This window comes from Streptomyces zagrosensis (assembly GCF_014203645.1).
Lineage (GTDB): Bacteria > Actinomycetota > Actinomycetes > Streptomycetales > Streptomycetaceae > Streptomyces > Streptomyces zagrosensis.
The window spans coordinates 18206-41587 of sequence record NZ_JACHJL010000031.1 but is presented as its reverse complement, the minus strand read 5'-3'; the positions used below and the strand labels follow the sequence as shown (position 1 = coordinate 41587).

At 69.3% G+C, this 23382-nt stretch carries 31 protein-coding genes and 1 pseudogene; 16 read left to right on the top strand and 16 right to left on the bottom strand.

From position 1 onward, the window contains the following. Nucleotides 1–191 precede the first annotated feature (191 nt). Nucleotides 192–962, bottom strand: coding sequence for a helix-turn-helix domain-containing protein (locus tag FHS42_RS33875; RefSeq protein ID WP_184579781.1), 771 nt, complete (start codon nt 960–962; stop codon nt 192–194). Nucleotides 963–1384: 422 nt separating this feature from the next. On the opposite strand from FHS42_RS33875, the gene FHS42_RS33870 reads away from it, so the two are divergent. Genes FHS42_RS33870 through FHS42_RS33860 form a run of 3 tightly spaced genes read left to right on the top strand, consistent with a single transcriptional unit; the run spans nt 1385 to nt 3736 of the window. Beyond that, a complete protein-coding gene (locus FHS42_RS33870; protein WP_184579779.1) occupies nt 1385–1972 on the top strand; it encodes a hypothetical protein in 588 nt (195 codons plus the stop codon). Next, complete coding sequence (locus FHS42_RS33865) at nt 1965–3278, top strand: MAB_1171c family putative transporter (RefSeq protein WP_184579777.1); 1314 nt, start codon at nt 1965–1967, stop codon at nt 3276–3278. Before FHS42_RS33870 ends, FHS42_RS33865 begins: the two co-directional genes overlap by 8 nt. Further along, the gene (locus FHS42_RS33860; protein ID WP_184579775.1) at nt 3275–3736 is read left to right on the top strand and encodes an NUDIX domain-containing protein; all 462 of its coding nucleotides are present in this window, start codon (nt 3275–3277) and stop codon (nt 3734–3736) included. Before FHS42_RS33865 ends, FHS42_RS33860 begins: the two co-directional genes overlap by 4 nt. A gap of 53 nt (nt 3737–3789) precedes the next feature. Here FHS42_RS33860 and FHS42_RS33855 read toward each other — a convergent pair whose 3' ends face one another. Further along, the gene (locus tag FHS42_RS33855) at nt 3790–4656 is read right to left on the bottom strand and encodes a helix-turn-helix domain-containing protein (RefSeq protein WP_246495796.1); all 867 of its coding nucleotides are present in this window, start codon (nt 4654–4656) and stop codon (nt 3790–3792) included. 1086 nt (nt 4657–5742) lie between these two features. On the opposite strand from FHS42_RS33855, the gene FHS42_RS33850 reads away from it, so the two are divergent. The 9 genes from FHS42_RS33850 (at nt 5743) to FHS42_RS33810 (ending at nt 12798) form a co-directional block, all read left to right on the top strand. After that, on the top strand, nt 5743–6075 hold the full coding sequence (locus tag FHS42_RS33850) for a transcriptional regulator (protein ID WP_376772779.1): 333 nt from the start codon (nt 5743–5745) through the stop codon (nt 6073–6075). A gap of 1 nt (nt 6076) precedes the next feature. After that, on the top strand, nt 6077–7096 hold the full coding sequence (locus FHS42_RS33845; RefSeq protein WP_184579773.1) for a hypothetical protein: 1020 nt from the start codon (nt 6077–6079) through the stop codon (nt 7094–7096). Then, a complete protein-coding gene (locus FHS42_RS33840; RefSeq protein WP_184579771.1) occupies nt 7096–7803 on the top strand; it encodes an ATP-binding protein in 708 nt (235 codons plus the stop codon). The genes FHS42_RS33845 and FHS42_RS33840 overlap by 1 nt, the downstream gene beginning before the upstream one ends. Nucleotides 7804–7921: 118 nt before the next feature. Next, nucleotides 7922–8488 (top strand): WhiB family transcriptional regulator, encoded by a 567-nt coding sequence (locus tag FHS42_RS33835; RefSeq protein WP_184579769.1) that lies wholly within the window; start codon nt 7922–7924, stop codon nt 8486–8488. Next, complete coding sequence (locus FHS42_RS33830) at nt 8485–9534, top strand: DUF2637 domain-containing protein (RefSeq protein ID WP_184579767.1); 1050 nt, start codon at nt 8485–8487, stop codon at nt 9532–9534. The genes FHS42_RS33835 and FHS42_RS33830 overlap by 4 nt, the downstream gene beginning before the upstream one ends. 101 nt (nt 9535–9635) lie before the next feature. Further along, a complete protein-coding gene (locus tag FHS42_RS33825) occupies nt 9636–9860 on the top strand; it encodes a hypothetical protein (protein WP_184579764.1) in 225 nt (74 codons plus the stop codon). After that, nucleotides 9857–10522, top strand: a complete 666-nt coding sequence (locus FHS42_RS33820; RefSeq protein ID WP_184579762.1) for a MobC family plasmid mobilization relaxosome protein — start codon at nt 9857–9859, stop codon at nt 10520–10522. The genes FHS42_RS33825 and FHS42_RS33820 overlap by 4 nt, the downstream gene beginning before the upstream one ends. Next, nucleotides 10522–12294 (top strand): relaxase/mobilization nuclease domain-containing protein, encoded by a 1773-nt coding sequence (locus FHS42_RS33815; protein WP_184579761.1) that lies wholly within the window; start codon nt 10522–10524, stop codon nt 12292–12294. Before FHS42_RS33820 ends, FHS42_RS33815 begins: the two co-directional genes overlap by 1 nt. Before the next feature lie 99 nt (nt 12295–12393). Next, complete coding sequence (locus FHS42_RS33810) at nt 12394–12798, top strand: hypothetical protein (protein ID WP_184579759.1); 405 nt, start codon at nt 12394–12396, stop codon at nt 12796–12798. A 70-nt stretch (nt 12799–12868) separates the two neighbouring features. On the opposite strand, the gene FHS42_RS33805 is transcribed toward FHS42_RS33810, so the two are convergent. The 5 genes from FHS42_RS33805 to FHS42_RS33785 form a co-directional block, all read right to left on the bottom strand. Further along, nucleotides 12869–13102: a hypothetical protein gene (locus FHS42_RS33805; protein WP_184579757.1), complete on the bottom strand. Its 234-nt coding sequence runs from the start codon at nt 13100–13102 to the stop codon at nt 12869–12871. 32 nt (nt 13103–13134) lie between these two features. Continuing rightward, nucleotides 13135–13371 carry a MarR family transcriptional regulator gene (locus FHS42_RS33800; RefSeq protein ID WP_184579755.1) on the bottom strand — a complete coding sequence of 79 codons (237 nt, stop codon included), beginning with the start codon at nt 13369–13371 and terminating at the stop codon, nt 13135–13137. Nucleotides 13372–13475: 104 nt separating this feature from the next. Then, nucleotides 13476–13790, bottom strand: coding sequence for an esterase (locus FHS42_RS33795; protein ID WP_221477132.1), 315 nt, complete (start codon nt 13788–13790; stop codon nt 13476–13478). Between the two features lie 105 nt (nt 13791–13895). After that, nucleotides 13896–14108 carry a hypothetical protein gene (locus tag FHS42_RS33790; RefSeq protein ID WP_184579753.1) on the bottom strand — a complete coding sequence of 71 codons (213 nt, stop codon included), beginning with the start codon at nt 14106–14108 and terminating at the stop codon, nt 13896–13898. Between the two features lie 348 nt (nt 14109–14456). After that, nucleotides 14457–14804 carry an SPDY domain-containing protein gene (locus FHS42_RS33785; protein WP_184579751.1) on the bottom strand — a complete coding sequence of 116 codons (348 nt, stop codon included), beginning with the start codon at nt 14802–14804 and terminating at the stop codon, nt 14457–14459. Between the two features lie 218 nt (nt 14805–15022). Here FHS42_RS33785 and FHS42_RS33780 point away from each other — a divergent pair, with 218 nt between their 5' ends. Continuing rightward, nucleotides 15023–15289, top strand: coding sequence for a hypothetical protein (locus FHS42_RS33780; protein ID WP_184579749.1), 267 nt, complete (start codon nt 15023–15025; stop codon nt 15287–15289). A gap of 4 nt (nt 15290–15293) precedes the next feature. Here FHS42_RS33780 and FHS42_RS33775 read toward each other — a convergent pair whose 3' ends face one another. Continuing rightward, on the bottom strand, nt 15294–15617 hold the full coding sequence (locus FHS42_RS33775) for a hypothetical protein (protein WP_246495794.1): 324 nt from the start codon (nt 15615–15617) through the stop codon (nt 15294–15296). A gap of 184 nt (nt 15618–15801) precedes the next feature. Here FHS42_RS33775 and FHS42_RS33770 point away from each other — a divergent pair, with 184 nt between their 5' ends. Beyond that, complete coding sequence (locus FHS42_RS33770) at nt 15802–16470, top strand: hypothetical protein (protein ID WP_184579747.1); 669 nt, start codon at nt 15802–15804, stop codon at nt 16468–16470. Nucleotides 16471–16820: 350 nt separating this feature from the next. On the opposite strand, the gene FHS42_RS33765 is transcribed toward FHS42_RS33770, so the two are convergent. Together FHS42_RS33765 and FHS42_RS33760 are read right to left on the bottom strand one after the other, a co-directional pair. Further along, nucleotides 16821–17765 (bottom strand): SPDY domain-containing protein, encoded by a 945-nt coding sequence (locus FHS42_RS33765; RefSeq protein ID WP_184579745.1) that lies wholly within the window; start codon nt 17763–17765, stop codon nt 16821–16823. Nucleotides 17766–17886: 121 nt separating this feature from the next. Further along, nucleotides 17887–18732 (bottom strand): winged helix-turn-helix transcriptional regulator, encoded by an 846-nt coding sequence (locus FHS42_RS33760; RefSeq protein ID WP_184579743.1) that lies wholly within the window; start codon nt 18730–18732, stop codon nt 17887–17889. Between the two features lie 319 nt (nt 18733–19051). Between FHS42_RS33760 and FHS42_RS33755 the strand changes: the two genes are divergently transcribed. Continuing rightward, nucleotides 19052–19285: a hypothetical protein gene (locus tag FHS42_RS33755; protein ID WP_184579741.1), complete on the top strand. Its 234-nt coding sequence runs from the start codon at nt 19052–19054 to the stop codon at nt 19283–19285. Nucleotides 19286–19291: 6 nt separating this feature from the next. Beyond that, nucleotides 19292–19429: a hypothetical protein gene (locus FHS42_RS33750; protein WP_184579739.1), complete on the top strand. Its 138-nt coding sequence runs from the start codon at nt 19292–19294 to the stop codon at nt 19427–19429. A gap of 145 nt (nt 19430–19574) precedes the next feature. Here the strand turns inward: FHS42_RS33750 and FHS42_RS33745 are convergent, their stop codons facing one another. From FHS42_RS33745 to FHS42_RS38360, 6 genes and pseudogenes are all read right to left on the bottom strand, one after another. Beyond that, complete coding sequence (locus tag FHS42_RS33745; protein WP_184579737.1) at nt 19575–20252, bottom strand: hypothetical protein; 678 nt, start codon at nt 20250–20252, stop codon at nt 19575–19577. Then, the gene (locus FHS42_RS33740) at nt 20249–20725 is read right to left on the bottom strand and encodes a hypothetical protein (protein WP_184579735.1); all 477 of its coding nucleotides are present in this window, start codon (nt 20723–20725) and stop codon (nt 20249–20251) included. The genes FHS42_RS33745 and FHS42_RS33740 overlap by 4 nt, the downstream gene beginning before the upstream one ends. Beyond that, entirely contained in the window at nt 20722–21489 is a 768-nt protein-coding gene (locus tag FHS42_RS33735; protein WP_184579733.1) for a glycosyl hydrolase, read from the bottom strand. The genes FHS42_RS33740 and FHS42_RS33735 overlap by 4 nt, the downstream gene beginning before the upstream one ends. Continuing rightward, nucleotides 21486–22091 (bottom strand): DUF4913 domain-containing protein, encoded by a 606-nt coding sequence (locus tag FHS42_RS33730; RefSeq protein WP_184579731.1) that lies wholly within the window; start codon nt 22089–22091, stop codon nt 21486–21488. The genes FHS42_RS33735 and FHS42_RS33730 overlap by 4 nt, the downstream gene beginning before the upstream one ends. 93 nt (nt 22092–22184) lie before the next feature. Beyond that, nucleotides 22185–23084 carry a DNA cytosine methyltransferase gene (locus FHS42_RS39535; protein ID WP_512700950.1) on the bottom strand — a complete coding sequence of 300 codons (900 nt, stop codon included), beginning with the start codon at nt 23082–23084 and terminating at the stop codon, nt 22185–22187. 118 nt (nt 23085–23202) lie between these two features. Continuing rightward, a pseudogene (locus tag FHS42_RS38360) lies at nt 23203–23382 on the bottom strand (DNA cytosine methyltransferase); the annotation flags it as partial.

Sequence of the window (23382 nt, the reverse complement as noted above, 5' to 3'; positions counted from 1 at the left end):
GGGTTTCGGCTCCGCCTCCACCTACGGGCACCCCTGCCAGGCTGCCTGCTGCGCCCGCCGATACGACGGTAACCCCCTTGGAGGCGAGGTGAAGCGTCATGCGGGAAGAAGAGCCCATCGGCGAGGTCGCATCCGCTGCGGATGCGCTGCGGTCTTTCTGTGCCGCCGAGTTGGTGATGGCCGTAGCTTCCTCAAACGGGTATGACAGCCATGAAGCGGTACCACGGTCGTTCCAATGGCATGAGCGGCATGAAGGTGACCTCGCGGGTGGCGCTGCCCGAATGCGAGGTGTATAGACGCCGTTTGGTCTGCGTCGATGGACAAGCGGGGGTCGGGAGATTGGGTGATTCCCATAGGCGTCGTGCGGTGGGGTCGGCGCGCACCGATTCGGTGATCGCGCGAAGCCGGTGGTCTGCGGGCCATTGCTCTGCGTGCAGACGAAGTTGAGCGATCATCGGCAGTGCCCAGTCGGTTTCCCAGCTGATAAGTCGCGTGCGGGCTTCGGGCTGCGTCAACGCCCCTTCCATGATGTTGGCGCCTTCTCGAATCCACGGGAAAAGGTCCAGCAGCGGGGCGTTGTAGGCGAGGACATCCCATCGATGGTCGCATGCGTAGGCGCCCCACGGGCGCAGGCCCTCGACGAACTTGCGCACTTCCGGAGGCGCCGGGTCGTTTTGCCGCTGAGGTGACATGATTTCGGCGGGCAGGTCCTCTCCCCCCGCGAGTCGGTAGAGCACCATCCATTCCTCTTCGCTGAGCTCAAGGGCTTTGCCGACGGCTGTGAGCATCGCGTCGGAGTACGGGCCCCGCCGGCCGCCCTCCAGGTTGCGATACCACCGCGGGGTCACGCCGACCAGGTCAGCGGCTACGGCCTGAGTGAGACCTCGGCGAGCCCGGGCGGTTTGCAGCACCCGGGTGATCGTCTGACGCTGCGGACGGTTCCCGACACTCTTCGAATTCATATCAACCAGATAACGATCATTTTGCGGTCTACGTCACACCGTGTTCGCGAGTAGGGGGTAGCTCGCGCGGCGTTTTGCTGAGCTGAGTATAGAGCGTCCCCTTTCTTCACGAGGTTGTTGCGGAATTGCCAGTTCCCTGTGCGGTGTATGGGGAACTGGGAATTCCGCACCTTCGCTAGCGCTGCCCATTGCCTGGTGGCGAATCGCGGTACCGTCTGCCCCTCAATTGGCGAATCGGGATGACGGATCAGGCGTTGATCATTCAAGGGAGGGCGCGCAGCGCCTGCAATAGCTATCGCAGGGAATTGACGCACGGTCGGTTTTCATACCTCCTGCGCGGGCCGCGACCGGCCATTGTTCGCCTCCTTGCCTTGGAGACTTGAAGAAGCTCGTGGATTGCGGGCTCTCAGTGAGGAATCATCATGCTGTGGAGTCAAAAGGGCCCCACTCGCGCGCGTGTGTCGCGCCGGGAGTGCGCTCGCGTGGTGGCCGGTATGCCGCTGCCGGTGCCGTTCACGCTCTCCGGGCTGATCGCCGAGATGGAGGCAGCGCGTGGGCGGCGCATCTGCCTGGTGCCCTTGGAGGAGGACGCGCCCGGGCACGTCGGCGCGTGCGGGTTGTGGCTGCGCCACCACCGCCTGCCGCTTGACCTGATCTTGCACGTGCGCGGTACGAGCCGGTTCCACCGCAAGAAGATCATTCTTCACGAGCTGTGCCACCTGTGGTGCGAGGACGGTGCGCGGGGTACGGACATCGACCGCCTCATCAAGAGTTTCCCGGGCCGCGGGGGCGAGCTGACACGGCAGCTCCTCGCCAGCGGACAGGCACAAGCCCGCGGTGGGTACGGCACTCACGTCGAGCGCCGCGCTGAGCTGGTCGCCGACATCCTGCACGACCTGGTGCGCACCCCACTCAGCTCCTCCGACCCGATGACGCGAGCATTGGACCTCGACTTGGCGCACCCCCACGCGGTGCGGGCCATCGGCGAGGGCGTGGCGGCCGGTGCTTGACCTAGTGGCCTCGGTGATCGTGGCCCTGTTGGTGGGTCAGGTGCTTTGGCGCCTGCCCTCAGCGTTGCGTAGGCCGGGTGGTCAGCGGTCGCTGGTGGGAGTCTTCGCGGCGTTCGCCGGGGCGTGGTGGATGCGCTCGGACGCTGGCCGCACGGCAGTCGACCGGCTGGGTGTCACAGATCTGGCCACCCTGTGCAAGCACCTGCTCACGATCGCCGGCGTCTGCGTGCTGATGACCTACGTCACTGCCGTATACGCCGAGGCGTCGGGCAGCGCCGAGGCACGGCACGTACGGATCGCGGTGGCCGTACGCCGGGTGGCGGTGCGAGCCTCACTGGCCGCCGTCGCGGTCATCACCGGAGTGTTCTTCTGGGTCCTGAATCGGGCGCACCCGGTCGCGCAAAGCCCTTACTTCATGACCCGGCATGCCGGCGAGGTGGGGCTGGCGCTTTATATGGGGCTGTTTTACCTGTACGTGGCCGCAGCGGCGCTGGTGTGCGGTTACCAGTGGGGCAGTGCAGCGCGGCGGGCCGAGCGCTGGCCGTTGAGGGCAGGGCTGGCGTTGATGGGCGGGGGAATGGGGCTGGCCGTGTTGTACGCGGCAACGCGTGCGGGGTATGGCGTGATGATCACGGTCCGCGAGGTCTCGCCGTCGTTCGTTACCGCGCAGGAGGCGGTAACCGATGCGATGCTGCACAGCGCGTTCATAGTGTGGCTGCTGGGCGTGATCGCCCCCGCCGCGAGCGCCCTCGCCTCTCGGTGGCGTGCTCGGCGCACCGTACTCGCCGTGTACCCGCTGTGGCGTGAGCTGGCCCTGGCGGTTCCCGACGTCGTCGCCTATCCGCCCGCCACCTTGCCCGGAGGCAGGGTGGGCCGATGGGCGGGCAGCGTCCGGGACTTGACCCGTACGGCGCCGCGCCTGCTACTGGAGCGCTACCTCACCGAGATCAACGACGCGGTACGCACCCTCAGCCACTACGCGCCACCGGGTCTCTCCGCGCGGACGACGGCTTATGCCACACGCTGCGGGCACACCGGTGAGATGGCTCGCGCGGTGGCCAGCGCCTACTGGGGACGATGCGCCCTGCTGGCGCTGGCTGACGGGGTACCACCGCAGCGCGCACCCGTGGATGCCCCACCCAGTGCCGATGACGGCTTCGAAGCCTTCGTCGCCCGCATGCCACTCGTCCAAGCCGCCTACCGCCGGGTGAACGAGCAGGTGGCGCGCCACCTGCTCTCGGTCAACGACGCGGAGCCGCCCCGCCCGGACGGTGGGCCCCCGATACCAGCGGACAGGACACCATGAGCGCCACCTTCGTCGATCCCTCGCATGCCAAGCCCGTGCCGTCGGCCGGTGTGTTGTGCTTCAACGAGCACGGTCACCTGCTGCTGGTGAAGCCCACCTACAAAGCCGGATGGAACCTGCCCGGCGGAAGAATCGATCTTTGGGAGACACCCAGTACGGCCGCGGTGCGCGAGGTCCGCGAGGAGTTGGGCTTGGACGTGTGCGTCGGCGAGCCGCTGGCCATTGCCTGGGTCGCCGCTCCGAGCGAGCGGGTGCTGTTCCTCTTCGACGCTGGCACGCTCACCACCACCCAGCAAGCAGCGATCTGTCTCCAAGCCAGTGAACTGAGCGAGTACGCGTTTTACCCGCCCGAGGACATCGATGTCACTACCGCTCCACCGGGGCTGCTCGGGGTGCTGCACGACGCACTAGCTGCCCGCGCCACCGGGCAACGCTCGTACACCGAGATCAGCGGCTGACACCGCCGCCGCGACGCCGAAGAGGAAGTTTCGTGCGCATGACGGTTACGGGGTCAGTCCAGGTCGGTAGCGTCGGCTCCCGGGAGCGTGCCGTTGTCGATGTCTTCCAGAAGGTCGGCGATAGCCGACACCAGCCGCTCGTTGAGCTGGCCCCCGCCTCCTCGCATGGCCAGGTGGGAGATCGGCGGGTGCCGCAGCGAAGCGAGGGTCTGCAACTCCTGGGCGATCTCGCGCACGGCCTCCCCATCGGGCAGCAGGGAGCGCGTCGGCACATCGAATACCGCGGCGAGCGCCCGCACGACCTCCGGTGAGAGGTCGCGGCTGCCTCCCGCTCGCATCTGCGCCACCTGCGGCGCTGTCACGATCATTCCTGCTAGGTACGCGTTCAGCGCCTTAGCGATGTCCTCGTTCGAACCGGTCGCGGTGCGCAGCAAGTTGCTGATCTTGAGCGCGGACGTATCACCTGATGGATCGGTTCGCGCGTCCTCGGGGGCGGTGTGGCCGAAGCTGCGTTCCTGGGCCGCCAGCAGTTGCTCAACGCTGACGCCATAGGCGTCTGCTAGCGGTTGGGTGAAGCGCTCGGGCAGGCGTCGGCGCCCTCGTTCGGCGTTGGCGACCGGCCCGGCGCTCTTAGTGCCCAGGACCTGCCGGGTTTGGTATTGGGAGTAGCCCGCGTCGGACCGCAGATCAGCAAGATCGGGTGGGCCCTGGCGAGGGAAGAGATCATCGAGGGCGGCCCCCAGCGCCTGGGCGAGGGCGGGCAGTTTCTCCGGGCCGGGCCTGGCGGCACCGCCCTCCCACGAGGCCACAGTGCCTGTCGAGGACAAGCCCATCGCCCGCGCGACCTCTATCTGCGAGAGGTCGGCAGCCCGGCGTACCGCGCGTACGCGGCGGCCGTCGAAGTGGCGGACGGGCATCATGCTCCTGAGCAGCGGCTTTTGTGAGAACGAGAAAAGCTTACCCCCTTGATCCGTACGCGAGGTCGAGATAGCTTCATTTCCATGAATGCAGCCATGCGGCGCGAGTTACCGCGCGGGTGAGCCTTGCCCTGCTCGCACGGGGCACCACTCGCGCCCACGACTCAGTGCCCACCTTCCAAGGGGCCGGCCTGCCACAGGCGTGAAGCCACGCCCGCAGTGCCATGGAGTCGCCGCCCTCAACTCGCCCCTCCCGCCGCGTCGTTGCTAGAGGCAGTAGCGGGCGTGGCATCACGCTGTGCAACCAGCGCAGAGTTCGAGAATCAACTCTGGATCTTGGGCCGGACCCTGCGTATGTTCGTCGTCCCCCCGGGCAATGCCGCCCGGCATCCCCGCACGTAAGGAGCGTGGCAGGCACCGACCCAATCGTGTAGGTCCGCACATAGCGACGGCGCCCGAGAGCTACGAACTCCCAGACGCCGAACGCTCAACGGCATAACCCGCCCCGGCAAGGGCGGAGATTGCCTACCTTCACCACGCTGATCCCTACCAACCGGGCGCTTCAGCGTGGCAACACTGCAAAGGGGATTCTCGCATGCCCTCTACCTTGCGCAAACGGCCCAACCGCCCGGCCTGCGCGGCAACCGTCTCTATCCCGGTGTCTTCCCGCACCGGTCGTGAGCACGTCACCACGGCCTCAGTGAACCGTCGGTGCCACCTCGTCGGCGGGAGCGGCCGATGAGCAGCGACGCTCGCGAGGGGGCGGAAGCCGGTACCTCCCGACGGACACCGGCACTCCGGCGCAGCGGAAACCAGCACCCCGATGTACCGGAATCCGGTCGCCGGAACCGCAGGTACAGCAGCAGTAGTGGGGTCGCCGTCACTTCGGTTGCCGAGTGGCAGGCCGACTCAAGCACCCGCGCCTGGGCACGCCAGCAAGGACACCTCGACCGCCTCGGCCATGAGGGCCTCGCCGCCGCCGACGTGAGGTGGCGTGCCCACCGCGCCGGCGCCGAGCCCCGCTCGGCGGGCGCCTGGGCTGCCGACTGGCGTTCCTGGGTCGCCCGGGAGCACCCCCCAGGTCACTCTCTGCCCGACAGCGGCCCCGCAAAGCCGAGCGGCACGACCCCCGTCAAAGGCCACACCGCAACCCTGCTCGCCGCCCAGCTCGCCGACATGATTCCGGGCGCGGCCACCGTCCGGGTCAGCCTCAACGACCCGAAGCAGGTGTGGCCCCACCCGCACGCCATCGTCAAGGACGAAGCCGGTAAGACCATGGAGCTGGGCCGGACGACCGCCAGGGTCGCAGCCCGCTGGATTCTGCGAGTCTGGCCGGAGGCGGACTGGACTCGGCCGCACACCTTCGACCTCGCCGACGCGACCCTCACCCGCAGCGACCTGGTCGCCGGTCGGGGCCGCTGACATGGCGCGGATACGAACCATCAAGCCGGAGGCTTTCGTCTCCGAGTCGCTCGCCGAGGTGAGCGTCGCGGCAGAGCGCACCTTCTTCGGCCTGCTCACCCAGGCCGACGACCACGGTCGCCACCGCGACAACGCCGCGATCATCGCCGGGTTGCTTTGGCCCCTGCGCGCCGAGCACACCTCGGTCCACGTCGAGGACGACCTTCACCAGCTCGCGACCGCCGGTCTGATCTGCCGGTACACCGGCTGCGACAGCCGCCGCTACCTCCACATCGTGACCTGGTCCGCGCACCAGAAGATCGATAAGCCGAGCCAGTCCCGGCTGCCCTCCTGCCCGCAGCACTACGGTGCCGATCGGTGCGGCCCCTGCAGGGGGACCTGCACCAAGCGGGTCGAGGAGTCGCCCACCCCTACCCGAGGGCTCGCCGAGGCTTCGCCGAACGCTCCCCGAGCCCTCGATCTGCCCGCGCAGCCCGCCGCGACACCTCGCGGCCACACAGACCAGGCTCCTGCCGTTCAGCAAGACGCCTTCGGCGGCATGGTCGGTGCCCCTAGCCGCGCTGACTCGAAAAACGCAGGTCAGGGCGCATTCGCGGAGGGCTCTGCGAACCTTCCCCGAAGCCTCGGAGAGGGCTCGGAGTCTGGATCTAGGATCTTGGATCCTGGATCTCTTGTCCCTACGGGGCGCACAGCGCCCGCAGCCTCCGTCTCCGCCAAGGACCTCGTAGGGGAGTACGTCGCCGGGTGCGACGAGCGCCCCCCGAGCGACGTGATCGGGCACCTGGGGCGGATTACCAAGAAGCTGCTGGGCGAGGGCATCGCCCCGGCGCACATCCGAGCCGGGCTGGCGAACTTCGCGGCCAACCCAAAGCACCCGAGCGTGCTGACCAGCATGGTCAACGAGGCCATGAACGCCCGCCCCGGCGCTTTGGCGCGGCCGGGAATCCGGCCTAACGTGCCCGCTCACCAGGCGTGGACCAACCCGACCAACGCTGCCGCCGCCTACGCCGAGGAGCTGTGATGCGCACCCGTACCCGCGAACCGCAGACCCTCGGCAGCGAGGGCACCCTGGACCGGATGGCACGAATCCTGGCCGCTCGGAACATCGACCCGGCCGCCGTCGCCGAGCTGATCGACGACCCTGAGTCCTTCTCCCCGCTGGACGCCCTGTCGGCCGGTCTGCCCCCGCGCTACCGAGGCGCCGTCGCCGACCACCCCCAAGTCCTGGCCTGGGCCCATGACGTCGCCGAGGCAGCCGTCGCCCCCAGCCGGGGAGCCCGGCGACAGGTCACCACCGGCCCCAGCCTGCTGATGGCCGGGGTCGTCGGCGCGGGCAAGACGCACCAGGCGTACGGCGCGGTCCGGCGGCTGGTGCAGAGCGGGGTCGGCGTGCGCTGGCGTGCGACCACCGCCGCCGACCTGTACGCCGACCTGCGGCCCCGGCCCGGGGGCGACAGCGAGCGAGAGCTGGCGGCCGTCAGCCGCTGCCCGCTGCTGATCATCGACGACCTGGGAGCGGCCAAGGCCAGCGAGTGGGTCGAGGAAGTGACGTACCGGCTGATCAATCGCCGGTACAACCACATGCTGCCGACCTTGATCACCACCAACTTGGCGATCAAGGACCTCCGGGCCTATCTCGGTGACCGCGTGGCCAGCAGGCTCGCGCAGATGACCACGCGAGTCGAGTTTGAGCCGGCCGACCGCAGACGTCACCGCCCCGCAGCCTGACCGGCCGCAGGCCGCCACGCCGGGCCGCGCCCTCAGCGCGCCGCCCCATGCACCTCCCGACCCAGCGCACCCCTCCGCCGACGCCCCTGCGCGCGGAGAGCGATCGGAGCAACCCCGCATGACCACCACGACGATCAGCCCTACCCGCCACCGCCTCCTCGGCGATCACACCTGGCAGGACCAGGCCGTCTGCCAGAGCACCGAATACAACCCGGTGGACCCCGAGACCTTCTTCCCGGAGCCCGACGAGACCGACAAGATCGCCGCCGCCAAGTCGCTGTGCGGCCAGTGCCCGGTCCGCCGCACCTGCCTGGATGCCGCACTGGAAAGCGGTGACACCGACGGCATCCGGGGCGGACTGACCGAGGAGGAGCGCGGGCCGCTGCACGAGAAGCTCGCCAACCGCCTCGACTACAGCCGCGTCAACGCCACCATCGCCGGGCGGGACGTCCACCTCACCAAGGCCGAGCGCCGCGCGGTCGTCCACGCCGCCTACCGCCACGGGGTGACCGAGCAGCGCCTGGCCTGGCTCCTGAAGATCACCGAAGAGCACGCCCAGAAGAAGTACCGCGAGACCCGCCGCGCCCTGCGCAACCGGGACCTGGAGCAGCCCAAGAAGACCACCCCGCCACCCGAGGCTGGCTGTGAGCGCCTGGGCCGCGACGACTTCGGGACGGCGGCGTGAGCACCGCGAGCGCGCCGAAGGCGGCGCACATCACCGGCTGGGACCGCGCGGTCGTCATCGCCCTGGGTGGCGCGGGATGTGCCCTGTCATACGACGCTCTCCAGCAGATGGCCGTCGCCATCCACGTCCGCGGTTTTCTGACCTACCTCTTCCCCCTGGTGATCGACGGCTTCATCGCCTACGGCATCCGGGCACTCCTGGTCCTCCGCGACGCGCCTTTGCGCGCCCGCCTCTACGTCTGGGCCCTCTTCGGCACGGCCACCGCCGCCAGCATCTGGGCCAACGCCCTCCACGCGGTCCGGCTCAACGACGAAGTAGTCGCCGGCACCGGCCTCCGGCTCGGGGACACGGTGGTCGCCGTGCTGTCCACCATCGCCCCCCTCGCGCTGGCTGGAGCGGTCCATCTCTACATCCTGATCGCCCGAGGCCCGGTCAAGGGCAGTGGTCGGGAGGAACTTGGTCAGGTTGACCGGCCCGAGGGCGTCGCGGTCACCCGGACTGACCGGGTCGGTCAGCGGCAGCCACAGGCCGGTCAGGTCAGCGCCGGGCAGCCGGTCAGCGCCCGGACCGACCGGCCGCAACTGTCCCTGGACAAGCAGATCCCGAGTCCTCGGTCAGTGACCGGGGACAGTGTCCCGGCGGCCACCAGCAACCCGGTCACCGGCCACCACGGTCAGCGACACGAGGCCGCTGAACAGCCTGGACACTCGGACACCGCGCCGCCGGTCACTGACCGCGCGGTCGGCACCGAGCCGGTCATCGGCAACCAGGACAGCCACGCGCCGGACACCGACCGGCCGGTCACTCCGGCGCCGGTCACTGACCGGGACACCTGGACAGCCAGTGACCGGCGAAGTGACCCGGACACCGAGGAACTGCTGAAGATCGCCCGGTCAGCGGTCGGGGCCGAGGACAAGCTGACCCGCAAGGTGGTCGCCCAGGCGATCCGAGGTCAGCAGATACCGCTGTCCAGCGACACCCTGACCGCCCTGATGGCCCAGCTCCGCGCCCAGCACGGACAGCCGGTCACCTCCGGCCGGAACTGACCGCACAGCACGAGGCGGGTGACCGAGCCGGACACCACGGCCGGTCACCCGCCCCCGGTCACGCGCACCACATCCTTACGAAGCGAGGCGGAGAGCAATCCATGTGCACTCACCCGGCCACACCCACCGAGGTCGATTCCTGGCTGACCGTCCTGCACCAACGCGGCCACCTGCACCGGGCCCAATCCGGCCCCGACAACACCTGGACCGTGCAACGAACTCGGGAAAGTCGCCCCTGGACCCTCCACCACCCGGTCCTGGCCATGGACTGGATCGAGGAACTCGTCCGCGAACTGCGGCAGGAGAACCCGGAGACGAGCCGATGACCGCCAACGATCCGGTGGTTACCACCGCCGGACAGCAGCGTGACCCCATGACGGCTCCTGGCGGAGCAAGTTGTCGCGTACGACGGTCCTACGGCCCGTCGTACGCACTTGCCCCCGCCCAGGAGGGCGGGGGAAGTTCGGCCGGTCCCCGAGCGAGGGCGCACGGGGACCAGCCGGACGCCCGGCACCAGGGGGTGCCGGACGCGGGGGGAGCAGCAGACCGCCACAGCGACCACGAGCAGCCGAGCCCGAGCGCGTCCCCCTTCCCCGACCGCAAGCCGCGCCGCCGCAACCGCAACCCGACCGAGCGCACCCGTAAGACGACTACCCGCCTCTCCGATACAGAGAAAGCCGAGATCGTTGACGCCGCCGCGCAGCGCAGTGTCACCGTCGCGCGATTCCTCGCCGCCGCCGGCCTCGCCGCCGCCCGCGGTTCCACCACCTTGCACACCAACGAACAACTCGACGCCGCCATCGACGAGCTGGCCGCCCTGCGCACCGCCCTCTCCCGGGTCGGCAACAACATCAACCAGATCGCCTTCGTGTACAACGCCGGAGGGCAGCCCCGCCCTGGCGAACTCGACCACGCCCTCAGGGCCTTGACCCGTGTCCTGGCCCGCGTAGACGACGCGGCCGACACCCTGGTGAAGAAGCGCCTGTGATGGTCCCCAAGATCCGACGCGGTTCACGAACCCACGGCCTGCTCGTTTACCTGTACGGCCCGGGCAAACGCGACGAACACATCGACGCCCACCTCGTCGGGAGCTGGGACGGCTTCGCCCCCGACCCCGGACGAGACACCAGCCCCGACCCCGACCCCAAGGTCACCCTCGCCCGCCTGTCCGCAGCGCTGGACCTGCGGGTCAAGCAGGCCGGCGCCACGGCACCTGGCCAGCACGTCTGGCACTGCTCGGTCCGCACCGACCCCGGCGATCGGACCCTGACCGACGCCGAATGGAACACTGTCGCCCGCCGCCTGGTCCACGCCGTCAACCTCGCCCCCGAAGGCGACCCGGACGGCTGCCGCTGGGTCGCCGTACGGCACGCCGACAATCACATCCACATCCTGGCCACCATGGTCCGAGGCGACCTACGCCGCCCCCGGATGAACTACGACTTCAAGAAGGCCCAGGCCGAATGCCGCCGCATCGAGAAGGAGATGGGCCTGCGCCGGCTCAAGCCCGGTGACGGCACCGGAGCCAAGTCCCCCACCAGCGCAGAGCGTTTCAAGGCCGAGCGAACCGGGCGTCCCGAGGCCCCTCGCGAGACTCTCCGCGAAGCCGTGCGCCAAGCCCTCGCCGGGGCAGCCACCGAAGGGGAGTTCTTTACCAGGCTCCGCGAGGCGGGCCTTCGTGTGAAGATCCGAAACGCTCCGTCCGGTGACGCCATCGGCTACAACGTCGCACTTCCCGGCGACCGTAACCGCGAGGGCAACCCGATCTGGTACCCCGGATCCAAGCTGGCCCCCGACCTTTCACTCCCCAAGATCCGCCGCCGGTTGGCCGACGGCACTGCTGACCAGACGACGCACCCGGCGGCCACCAGCGGCCGACCGGACTGGTTCCCGCCCGCCCGGGAACGACGCAACGCCACCGGCATCGCCGAGCGCGCCGCCATCCTGCTCGACAGCGACGACGACGAAGCCGCAGCTCAACTGGTAGGGCTCGGCGAACTCCTGGACGCGGTGACACAGACCTCCCCGGCCGCCACCCGCGCCGAGCTGGGTGCCGCCGCCCGTGCCTTCGAGCGTGCCACCCGCAGCCACGTCCGAGCGGAGCGTGCCGATACCCGGGCGATCCGCTCGGCGGCCCGGGGCATCATCCAGGCCGGTGGCGCCCTCGGCCGTGGCGAGGACGGTGGCACCACCGCCATGCTCCTCTCCACCCTGGTCCTGGTGACGCTGGCCGTCGCCCGCTGGCACTCCGCTCGTGGACATGCCCAGCAGGCCTACGCCTCGCGGCAGGCCGCCGAGCATCTGCGAGCCGCCTACCGTCAGGCCGCTGCCATGCCCATGCAGGCGCTGCGCGACCGAGGTCGTGCCCTACCAGAAGTCGAACGCCGCACTCACCAGGCCACCATCCGCGCGGTACTGCCCGAAGCGGTGATGGGAGCAGACAGCTCGTCCACGAAGACCGATGCCCTGACCGCCACGCTTGCCCAAGCCGAGCAAGCAGGCCACGACCCCAAGGCCCTTCTCCAGCAGGCCATCGACATGCGCGAACTTGACACGGCCGACGACGTGAACGACGTGATTGTCTGGCGGCTGCGCCGTCTCGCCCAGCTTCCCGCTCACCCGGGTGCAGCGACGCGCCGCCCGCAGGCCGGCACCAGCCAGCCGAAAGCCTCGGCCAATCGCACTAACAACCGGGCGGCGCCCACGGCAGTACCTCGCCCCGCCGTCTCCGACCCGCGCAACCGCCCACCGCGCCGCTGACGAGGGCCCGGCGGGCCGGGTGACCAGCCTTCGAGAAATTCCTGGACAACCAGTTCCACCGGCTGTTACGGATGGAAACAGAAGCACCTCGACCGGAAGATGACGCTCGTGCTCAGAACCACCGACCGCCCCACAGAGCCGACACCCGTGCTGCCCGTCCTCCCCGCCGGCACCGTTTCCCTGTTGCACGTCGAATACGAGACGCAGCCGCCCAGCGGCCCCGGCGCGACGCGCTGCCTCAGTCACCCGCGTGAACTGGCCGTTCGCGGGATCCCGGTGATGTGCACGGCCTGCCGTGCCCGGCGCGACTGGCTGCTCATCAACCACGGCCGAAACGTCTGGGTCTGCTGCCGCTGCAGCAACCAGTGGCTCGAACCCGAGATCAGCCGCGCCGACTTCGACGCCCTGATCGCCATCCCGGACGGAACGACCTACCCCAGCGTCGAGCAGGGTCTCACCGCGCTCGGCTTCGACGGGGCCTTCGCCGGTACCTACCTGGATTAGCCGAGCGGAACACCGAATGCCGAGGAGCACCACCGATACGTCGGTGGCGCTCCTCGGCGTTGCGTGATGGTCAGCCGCGGTTCCCGTTCTTCGGCAGCCCTCCTCGGAAGTCGCAGCCGGGGCACTCGTCCTCGCCCTGGATGTGACCCTCGTACCAGCCGTGGACGGCGGCGTGGAGGATCGCGTCCTCCACCGAGGCTTCCCCGTTGCGCACTGATGCGATGGCGTTGCCGACGACCACCCGGAGCGCAGCGTTGTCAGGCGAAGGGAACGGTGGGGAGGGCATCGGCGAATCGGACGTCATGGCCGCAGCCTACGGGCGGGCGCGAGCGCCGGTCAGCCGGACGGCGTGATCCCCTGTGAGGAGGGGCGGTGCAGGTCGCTACGGAATCCTCGGCCGACCGGGTTCCAGGTCTGGAACGTGGCGGGTCTCCAGCGTGGCCGGTCCGGCACGGTGGTGTCGTCAGGCGCGGGCAGGCTGCCCCGGCTTTTGCAGTTTCGGGCAGCCCCAACGCTGATGCCCAGGTGGGCGGCGACCTCGGGGTACCCCCAAAGTTGCTGGTCGTCGGCCATCGTGCCCTCCTCGTTCGTCGGTGACGAGCGTACGCAACACGCGGCTGGACGTACGGCAAGGCCGCCCCTGCCTGATCGGCGCGGGGCGGCCTTCTGCGGTTCGGTCAGACTTGGGCGAGGCGGTTCGAGAGGTCGAGGGCGGCGGTCGCGACCGCGAGGGCGGCGCACAGGCCAAGCACTTCGTGGAGGGTCGGGCGGACCAGGCGCGGCCAGTCGTCCGGGGCATCGGGCCACGAGGCGAGGTGCACCTCGGTGGTGGCCAGGCCCAGGTGGGCGGTGATGTTCCAGCCTGTGAGGGAGGCGGGCTCCCAGTGAAGGCGAATGCGGCCGAGGGGGAGCGGGGTTTCGACGGCGAGCCAGGTGACGTCGAGCGGCCCGTCGGGCAGGGCGCTGACGCGCTGGACCAGCGCGCCGCGCATGGCGCTCGGTATGGGGCGTACGGCCAGGCTGCGCAGGGGAAGGGCCTGCGAAGGGCGGGCTTGCGACGAGATAGGAGCCTCCGGGATTTTTGTCGATGGGGCAGGTCAGGCCCAGGCGAGGGCGTTGCTGATCGCCACCGGGAGGTAGTCCTCCTGGCCATCGTCGGCGATGAACGCCTTGCCGTCCCGGACGATGACCTCCGCCCCTAGATAGTGGGTGAAGGGGAAGTCCGGGTTGATGGCAAGACGGATCGGCAGGCTGGGGTCAAGGTCCTGGAGTTGGCGGAGCAGGTGGCCGACGGTCAGGTAGTGGGGCACGGGATTCTCCAAGATCGGTGCGGAGCGGCACGGCGCAGTTTGATGAGTGAGCGTCAGGGAACTTTGAGGCGGCGCAGGTCGCGAAGGTCGTCCGGCCCTTGGGTGTGGTTGCGAGGTGCCGCTTGCGGCTCTCGTTGACGTAGCCCTTGCCGGACTGCCTCATGCCCCAGCCGCCGCACGGGGGCAGATGGCCTGCGTGTACGCGCGGCCGGGGCAGTCGGGGTGAAGCGGCTTGCCGGAACTCGTGTGCTTGTGCCCCGCCGGGCAGGGAGTGCCGTCGGCGTGGTGGTTGGTGAGCGGGGCGCGGCGTGCCACGAGGTCCCTCCGAGACATGGGTCGGTAGCGCGGTCAGCGGGTGGGGGTGGCGATGAGCGCGGCGAGAAATCCAGCAACGGCCTCGGAAGGGGTGTGGAGGCCGAACTCCTGCACCCACGGGTCGCCTTCAATGGGCTGCACTCGGACCTGCCAGACGATGCCGCGCTTCCAGGCGGCGATGTCCTCGGGGAGCCAGCCGACGTAGACGCGGCCGTCCGGGCTCGTCGCGTGGATGTTGGCCTCCGGGGTGTCAACGGCCGTCCAGCCGAGGGCGTTGAGGAGGTCGAGCACCGGGCCAGCGCAGTGGTTGGAGGAGAGCCAGCGACGACATTCCACGGCTGGGCGTGTGACGGCGGGCAGGAGGGTGGGGGAGGTGTTCACGGTTGGACGATCCCTTCGTTGACCTGCGGTTTTCCCCAACACCCGTACGTTGACATGCGGTATGCCGAAGTACGTAGCCCTTTCCCGGGAAGCGGCGTCTGCCGTGGGCGAACTGGCGGTCGCCGGTGGCGGTGCTGACGTCGGGAATGGATCGGTGAACGCGGTTGTCGTAACTGGGTTGCGGCAACGGGCCGCACGGGACCGAAGGGGGAGCAGGGATGGCGGAGCCGAGCAGACACGGGGACGGGGCCGGGCTGGAACGCAAGTTCCGCGCCGCCGGGCGGCCGTGGACGGTGGGCGACATCGCGATGGTCGCTGACGGCCAGTGGGCTGTCGGTGTGCAGTGCGACGGACGGCGAGACGAGGACGCCGTGGTGGAGGACCGGATAGCGGATGGGCGTCGCGTTGAGTTGACGTTGGAGGACCTGGCCCGCGCGGTGGGCTCCCGCATCGGGGATGCCCACCGCGACGAGGACCTCAGCTGACCGATCAGCGGTGCGGGCCCAGTGCGGCCAGCGACGGGCCGGAAACGGCCGAAGCAGCGGGTTGATCGGGCGACTGGCCCAGGGCGCGTAGAGCGTGCCCCGAGCGGGCGACAGCGGCCTGGGCCAGCCGGGCTGCCGGGGCCCGGTCGGCGGTCGCGGCGGCTTCACGCGCCTGGATCACGTGGCTGATGGCCTGAAGGGATGTCCGGCTCTCGGCTTGAGCGACGCGGAGCTCCGCCGCTGAGCTGGTGCTCCGTTCCAGGTCGTAGAAGGCCGGCACACGGCCGGGCCGGGTGAGGGCGTGCAGACGGTCCTGGTGCACAGCCACGGCGTTGGTGGAGGCGGCAGGGTGTCCCGCGGGACAGATTGGGTGTCCCGTTTGGTGAATGGGAGGCCCTCACTCGGCAGAGTCACGCCTATGAATGGACCCGAGGGGCCGAAGCCGCCCCACGCCGTGGGGTCGAAGACGCCCCAGCCAGAGCCGACCGAGCCGAAGAAGGAGATCAAGAACGATGATGCAGCCGGACTCGCGAAGGAAGGCCAGCAAGGTGCCCAGGCCGGCCAAGGATTCGCGCAGGAAGCCGGGAAGGCGGCAGTCGGGGGAGCGGCGTCCGGAGGCATCCGGGGCCTACTCGACTGGTTCCGCGAGGTCCTTCGAGACGGAGACGGCGGGGGAGTGGGCTCCTGACATCGAGGATTTCGACGGCCTCACCCAAGAGGACTGGTTCGACTACATCCGCTCCGCGCACAAAGCGTTCGGCGAACTCTCAACCCGCGAGATCTCAAGGAAGGCTCGGCATTACGACAGGGGATGCACCATGGGCAAAAGCACCGTCCACAAAACCCTGGAAGGACGCTGGCCGACCGCGCAGACCGCCTATCGGCTCGGCCTCGGCATCGGCGGGCCGGGTCTCGCCATGCAGTTCCGCAACGGGTGGTTAGCTGCGGACGGCAAGCTGCGCAGGGAGATCCACCTTCGGAACATGCGTCATGTTCTGGCGAGGCAGGAGGACCCCCGAGCTCTTGAACTCTATGAACGAGGCCAGGAAGAGAGACGCGAGCAGCGCAGGCGGGAGCAGCGGGAAAGTGACCGGCTTCGACGATGGGCCAGAGTGATGGTGCCCATGCAGATCGCCGTGGCGATCTTTACGCTCGTTGCGTTCTGGCTAAGCCAACGCTGAATCGGGTGGTGGCCCGGCCCATGCGTCTAGGGTGCTGACCGTGATCTTTCTGTCGGCGGTCCTGCTCGCCCGGCCCGCCCGGCTCTGCCATAACGACTCACCTTTGACTTAGTGCAGAGAAGTCTGTGACGACCAAAGCCGAGCGGGTGCGCATGGCCGAGCGCAGGAGCGGGTCGTCGCCAGGGCGGCGGACCGCGAGGAATTGCAGAGTGTCAATCGGGCGGCCCCAGGCTGTCTCGATCATGACGGTGGCCTGATCGAGTGTGGTGGCGTTGGGCATGGTGGAACTCCCGGCATTCGGAGTGGTGCCTCGGGTGCAGGTGCTGTCCCGCAGGGACCGGAGCCGGTAGTCAGCGGCTGTGGCGTGGGGGTGTCGGAGCGGCCGGCGGCCTGGCCCCGAGAGTGGGCGCGGGAGTGCTCGACTGGTTCTGCGCCGGGGCCGCTGTACGGCTGCGGGCGGCCATGACCCGTAGGTCGGCGGCTGTCCGAGGGAAACGTGCGGCGCGGTGGACGGCCTGCGTGACAGCAGTGCGGCGTACGTCAAGGGGAGTGGGAGCCCGAGGGGCCTGGGGCGCGGTCGGGCCGATGGAGGTGAGCGAGACCAGGTGCTCCACCTCGCGGTGGATTTGGTGCCGCTCACGTACCGCCGGGGCTGGATCGGCCATGGCCGTCGCTGTCGCGGCGATCAGGTGGGAGGGGGTCCGGGCGGAGAAGATCGCCTCCGCGCGAGTGCCCCACCCTGGTGGACCCGCCCAGAGCGTTACGGCTTCGGCGTCCGGGCGGGAGCGGCGGTTGTCGATGAGGACGCCTGCTTGTCCGTCTGGGGCGATGATTTCGGCGGTGCCCAGCTCGGCTCCGCCGTTGCGGGTCCAGCCGGCATCGGTCAGGGGCTGGACGGCGTCGGCCCAGCGGTACGAGGGGCTCGCCAGGAAGCGTTCGTTGCCCTCGTACGCATCGGCTTCGGCGTAGTCGTGGGCCAGAGCGGTGGTGAGACCGGCGACGATCTCGGCCGGGGTGACGTGGTTGAAGGTTGCCGTCCAGCGGGGTGCGCAGACGGCCTCCTCGGCGGCAGCGATCTTCCACAGCTCGAAGTCGTCACCGAACCAGCCGATGCGGATTTTCTGATCCGGCGAGGTGACAAGCAGTTGGCAGGGGCCCTCGTCGAGGTAGTGGTGCGGCCAGTGGGCGACGGGGGCGAAGCCAGCTTCTCCGGTCCCGTTGGAACCGGCCAGGTACATGGGGCTGACCAGTACCTCTTGGTACGGGTCTTGGTCGTCGGGCTGTTGGTGGCTCATCGTCGAGGCTCGGAGAGCGTGGGAGGGGCGCGCGCCCGCGTGCGCAGCAGGACGGGCTGCTCGGCTGCACGCGGGCGCTGTAGGGGAGGGGAGATGCGGCTGGCTCTCCGTGGCACCTGGATCACCGGCCCCGAGTGGGGGCCGTATGGCGGGCGACGGCGGCCGGCACCTGTGGTTGCGGGTGTGGTGCGTGGCTGAACATGGCATTCGGCACGGCGGTGCTCCGACGCAGGGCCGCTGCCGTGCGAATGCCGTCCGTTCCGAGCGGGACGTCGGTTTGGGCCAAGGCGGCTGCCATGGTGGAGACCGGGGGCGCCGAGTGCTTCCGCACGGCGACGGGGTTACTCCAGCGCTCGACGACTGCGTAGACGGGACCCAGCGCCCGCCCAGCGTCGGTCAGAACGTAGGGGTCACCATGGCGCGGTCCGGTGCGGGTGACCAGGCCGTCGGCCTGAAGCCGGTTGAGTCGCTGCCGGGTGAGAGCGTTGTCGAGGCCGACTTCCTCAGCGATGTGGACGAGCCGCGTGGGGCCGCCCGCGTCGAGGATTTGGATCACGGCGGTTGAATGCCGTAGATGCAGACGCCGCACGGCGTCCTCGACGCGTTCGGCACCAGCTACCTGGCCGCCGAGCGACAGGTTGACCTGGGACCAGTCAGAAAGGGCGTGGTGTACCCGAGACAGCGATGTGCCGAGGGCGCTGAGCTGGTACGGAGCTCCGCGGCGGTCGTCGGCGCGGCTGACCAGCCCATGCTCGTGCATCTGGCCCAGCCGCTTGCTGATGAGCTGCTCGCTGACGAAGGGGAGCCTGGCGGCGACGTCACGCACACGCATGGGGCGATCCTGCTGTGCCAGGGTCTGCGCCGACCAGGTGGTCCACTTCGGTGCTATCAGGGAAAGCGCGTCCTCGACACGCTGGGCATCGACCGAGCCGATGGAGGAGGCGAAGGGTTGTGCGGGGCTGGGCATGGGGGTGTCCTTTCAGCTGCGAGTTAGCGGGGACGGGAAGGCTGGCTGGAGGCCTTGGTTACGGGCTCGATAGCCGGATTGACGATGGCGCCGGAGTGCGCCGTCGTGCTGGTGCGGCTGAGGGCGACGGATACACGCGGCGCTGTGGCACGAGCCTTTCGAAGGGCCGCCTCGCCCAGGGGCGTGAGCGAGAGGAGCTGCCCAGGCCGATACAGTCCGGGCTCCTGTCCTGGACCAGTAGCCCGTCGGCGACCAGTCGCTGGACGGTTTCGACGATCTCCTGGTCAAGACGCGGGCCTTGTCCAAAGGAGAGGTAGGCGTGGCCGTGATTGCCGCTGCGGTGAAATCGCAGTTCGCCGGTCTCGGCGGCTTGAAGGGCTTCGAGCTTGCGTTCGTCCGAGACGGCCCAGTCATCGACCCGGCCGGGATCGTGTTCGCGGTTCGGGCCGCGGGTCTCTGCGGTCGAGGGCTGAGCAGCATCCGACTCGGGCAGGAGATGGCGGTACGCGAAGATCGATTGGGTGAGCCGCTCGTAGGCCGCGTTCTGTCGTGAAATGAGGTGTCCGATCTGTTGGACCGCGGACCGCAGGGGCTCGTACGAGCCGGGCGAGCCGGTGAATTTGCCTCGTCCGAGGGGTTCGAGCAGTCCGAGTGCGGCCTTGGAGGCGTGAGTTACGCGGCCATGCAGCTCGTCTAGGTCATGGGCGGCCCCGATGACGAGCGTCGCGGCGAGGTACAGCGGCTCATTTGGTCGGTAGGCGGTGTTCAGCGTCCGGGGTTTTCAACGCCGAGCATCTGGGCGACGAGGTGGGCGCCGGGCCGCTTGGTCGCGTCGTGAGGGTTCATTCCGCCGCCTCCATTCGGGCGAGCAGGGAGCGCACCAAAGTGGGCAGGCTCTTGGGACCGTCGCCGATCCAGACGTGGTCGGTCGCCTCGCCGAGGACGTACGCGGCGTCTTCGATTAGGCCGCTGGAGATCTCCATGCAGGCGTCGGTGATCCGGGAGGCTGCGAGCAGGGACTCGGAGAGCACCTCGACGTAGTCGGCCGGCGCGAGACCGGCGGCCTCGGCCGCAGTACGGATCGCCGCCAACTCCAGGGCGCTAAAGGCGAAGTCGAACTCGCTGTTGTGCTCCACGCTGACCCGTGCGGCGAAGGCCGGGTCCGGCGGCTCCGTGGGGATGCCGACGCGCGTGCAGATCCGGTCGACCGAGGCGGTCAGCTCGGCGAGGGACTCGGTGAGCCATCCCAGCGCCGAGGCGTAGGACGCCAGGGTGAAGAGACCTGCCGGTGTCGTGGGGAGCGGATCGTCGGCCACGTCGGCTACGAAGCCTTCGAGCCGGTCGTTCAGCTCGCAGACGACCTGGGGCCCGGCGGATAGTGCACCGAGCACGGGGTGCAGGTAGGAACGGCTAGCGGCCGTCGGGTACTCGGCGGTGAGGATGCCGGAGACGCTGTGCGCGCCCTCGGTGAGGAGGTCAGCCAGTTCGGTACGGGCCAGGGGGGCGCGGTCGGCGGTCATCGCTGGGCAGCCTTTCGAGGAGCGGCAGCAACGGGTTGGACTGCTGCGGGAGGAGTCGCCGGGGCAGCAGTCGGCTGGGCGACCGTGCGGGGAGAGCGAGAGCGAGCGGCCTGCACGCGCGCCTCGGAGGCAGAGGCTGTCTCGGTGTCCTGGTGGGGGTTGGTGCGCAGGTGTGCCGAGCGGTAGACCGCGTAGTCCTTCCTGCTACCGGCGGCGACGAGATAGATCTCGCGCTTGTGGTGCGAGGTCGGGGGAGCCGGGCGGAACTGGATGACCATCCGGTAGGAGACGGACGGATCGACGTAGACCTTGTGGAAGCCCGCGAGGCGACCCTTCAACGGCAGGCAGTCATCGCTGCCGTGAACCAGGTTCTGCAACTCCAGCAGGGCCAAGTCGCGTATTTCGTCGGGCAGTTCTCGGAGGTCCGCGATGGCGTCGGGGTGTGCGGAGAAGGCGAAGCGGGCGCGGCTCACAGCGACCGCCCGCGGCTCGGTCGCTGTGCCGTTCCTGTCGGAGGCGCGCTGGGGGCGTCGAGGCCGGCTTTCGGTATCGCGGAGGCGCCGGACGAGCGGATGAGGGCAGCGCGGGCCCTGTGCTCGATGGCCTGACCGCGGTACTCCGGCGGCTGCGGCATGGGGCCGCCGCGCTCGTCCAGACAGCGGCCGGCTGCCCTTTCGTCGAAGAAGGCACCTTCACGCACCGTGTAGGTGTGGGCGTCGAAGTCCCCCTCTTGGGGAAAGACACGAACCGGTGCCTGGCCGGTGAGGCAGTCGCGCGTCATCGTCCACGCCTCACACGGGACGAGATCCGAGGTCCTACTGCTGAGGACTTCGTACCGAGTGCCCGACTCCCGGTTGTGCTGCTCGATTTGGACGGTGAGATCGTCGGCGGGCTGCATGCAGTCGTCGCCGATCTGAGCGATTCGCTCGGGTGGGCAGCCGCGTTCGATCAACCAGTTCTGAGCAAAGGGCGCCGTGGCGTGATAAGCCGTCTGAAGGGTGTACGTGTGCAGGTTGCAGTCCCGTGCGACCGTGATCGCGGCTATCTGCGGCTCACCGGGCACACCCCGAGTAATCGACCTGTCGTGGGCGACGACGTAACTGTGGGAGCCGTTGGGGGCGGTGTGGTGCTCAGCCAGAATGGTCAGGTCATCTGAGCAGAACCCCCGCTGCGCGTACTTGGAGTCCGCGTCGGCGGGCACGAGATCGTTGAGACGGAAGTCGAGTACGTCGCTCATGCCGCCACTCCCCACTGCTCGGGCGCTGGGGTGGTCAGCACACGATGGTTGGGTCGGGTCGGGCTCGTTGCGCACGCGGCGAAGGGGCCGTCTGGTGCACGGAGGTGGACCAGCGTTTGGTCCAGGTGGTCGCGGTGCCAGGTTGAGGGGCCAGTCAGTCCGGCTTCGGTGTCGGTGAGTTGCTGCCATGCGAGCCAGAGCGCGTGAAGCCGGGCGACGGCCTCGGGGTGTTCGTGCCACTGCGCACACCACGGACGAGTGGTGCTGATCTCGCGGCCGTACACCGGCAGGAAGAGGTAGTTCACCCAGTCGCTGAGGGCGGCGAGTTCGATGGCGTACGCCTCACCGCCCAAGGCGAGGATGAACACCGAAGCGGGGCCGCCCTCCTGCGGGGAACTGGCCGCCTCTGCGGTCGGAGCGCCGTCCGCCGGCGGGAGTGCGGCGGAGGCGGGGGCGGGCTCGGAGCCCAGGCGGTCGAGGATGACGCCGTGCTGCCTGACCTCGGCCATTGTCTTGGCGAGGGTGCTGGCGAGGTCGTCGAGGTCCCCGTCGGGGACGCGGAACGGTTCTTGGTCGGGGGTGGACGGGCTGGGGTCGGACATGGGGGCGTGCTCCATCTGTGAGACGGCGACATGAGGAAGAGGATCTGGAGGAACCGCGATTTGGTCCGGCCGGGAAATGCCGGTAGTGAGGTGCTACGTCGTCGTGCAGCGAGAGCAGCGCGGGAGGGGCTGCGCCAACAACTGCATTGCACGGCGCGCCTGTTGAGGCACGACGCCGTTGCCCAGTGCGGTGAGTTGAGCTGGTCGTCCGAGCCCGGGAGTGGCGGTGACCCAGCCGGGCTCCAGTCCCTGCATCCACTCCACGAAGTCAGCGCGAAGGCGTCCGGCCGCATCGGTGGGCGGCGGCGCGGGGCGGGTAAGCGTCTCCCACCGGGTGATGGCGGCTGCGTACGCCCCCCATCGCTGGTCGGCCCCCCGGTTTTCGGAGCCGATTCCGTCCAGAGCGGCAGAGTTATTGCCGTTGCGGGAGGGCGCCATCCCTTGCCCGCTCGGCGTCGCGGGGTGCCCGTGTCGCTGGCCCGCGGTGTGGGCAGCAGTGACGCCGCCGCACTCGGCAGGGTCATGTCCCCATTGCCGTGCCGCTGGTTGGGCGAGCCCTTGATCCCGTCCGACGCCTTCGGCGTAGGCAGGAGCCACTCCACCTCGTCGGCCAGGCTCGGGCCGTGTCCTCCGCTCTTCCTCTTGGAGGGGTGTTGCGAGCCGCCGTTCTTCGCGATGTTGCTGGTCGGCGTCTTGAACAGGGCGTTCGGCAGGCCGGGCGACGAGGAAAGTGCGCTCGCGGCGGTGCGGGGCTCCGATATCGGAGGCGCGAAGCACGAGCCACCTCGCGTCGTACCGGAGGTCGGCCAGGGATCCGAGTACGGCACCGAGTGCCCGCAGAGGAGGCTGACCTGGGGTGTCTCCCAGACACCACGGGCAGAATTCCACGTCGCCAGGGGAACCGGCGGGTGAGGTGAGGAGGCCGCGCACATTCTCGATCACAACCAGGCAGGGTCGGAGGGCTTCGACCGCACGGGCGACGTGCAGCCACAGCCCGGAGCGGGTCTGGGAGTTGAGTCCGGCCCGGCGGCCGGCGACCGAGACGTCTTTGACAGGGGAAACCCGCAGTCAGGACGCACACCCGGGGAACGGTGGACCAGCCGACGGTCGTGATATCGCCCAAGTTCGGGACGCCGGGCCAGTGGCGGGACAGGATGCGCGAGGCGTTTGGATCGACTTCCGCGTGCCAGGCCAGCGTGCCGCCGAGCGCGGACTGGACGCCGAGGTCCAGCCCGCCGTACCCCGAGCAGAGCGAGCCGATCAGCGGAGGGGGTGCGATGGCGGTCCGCAT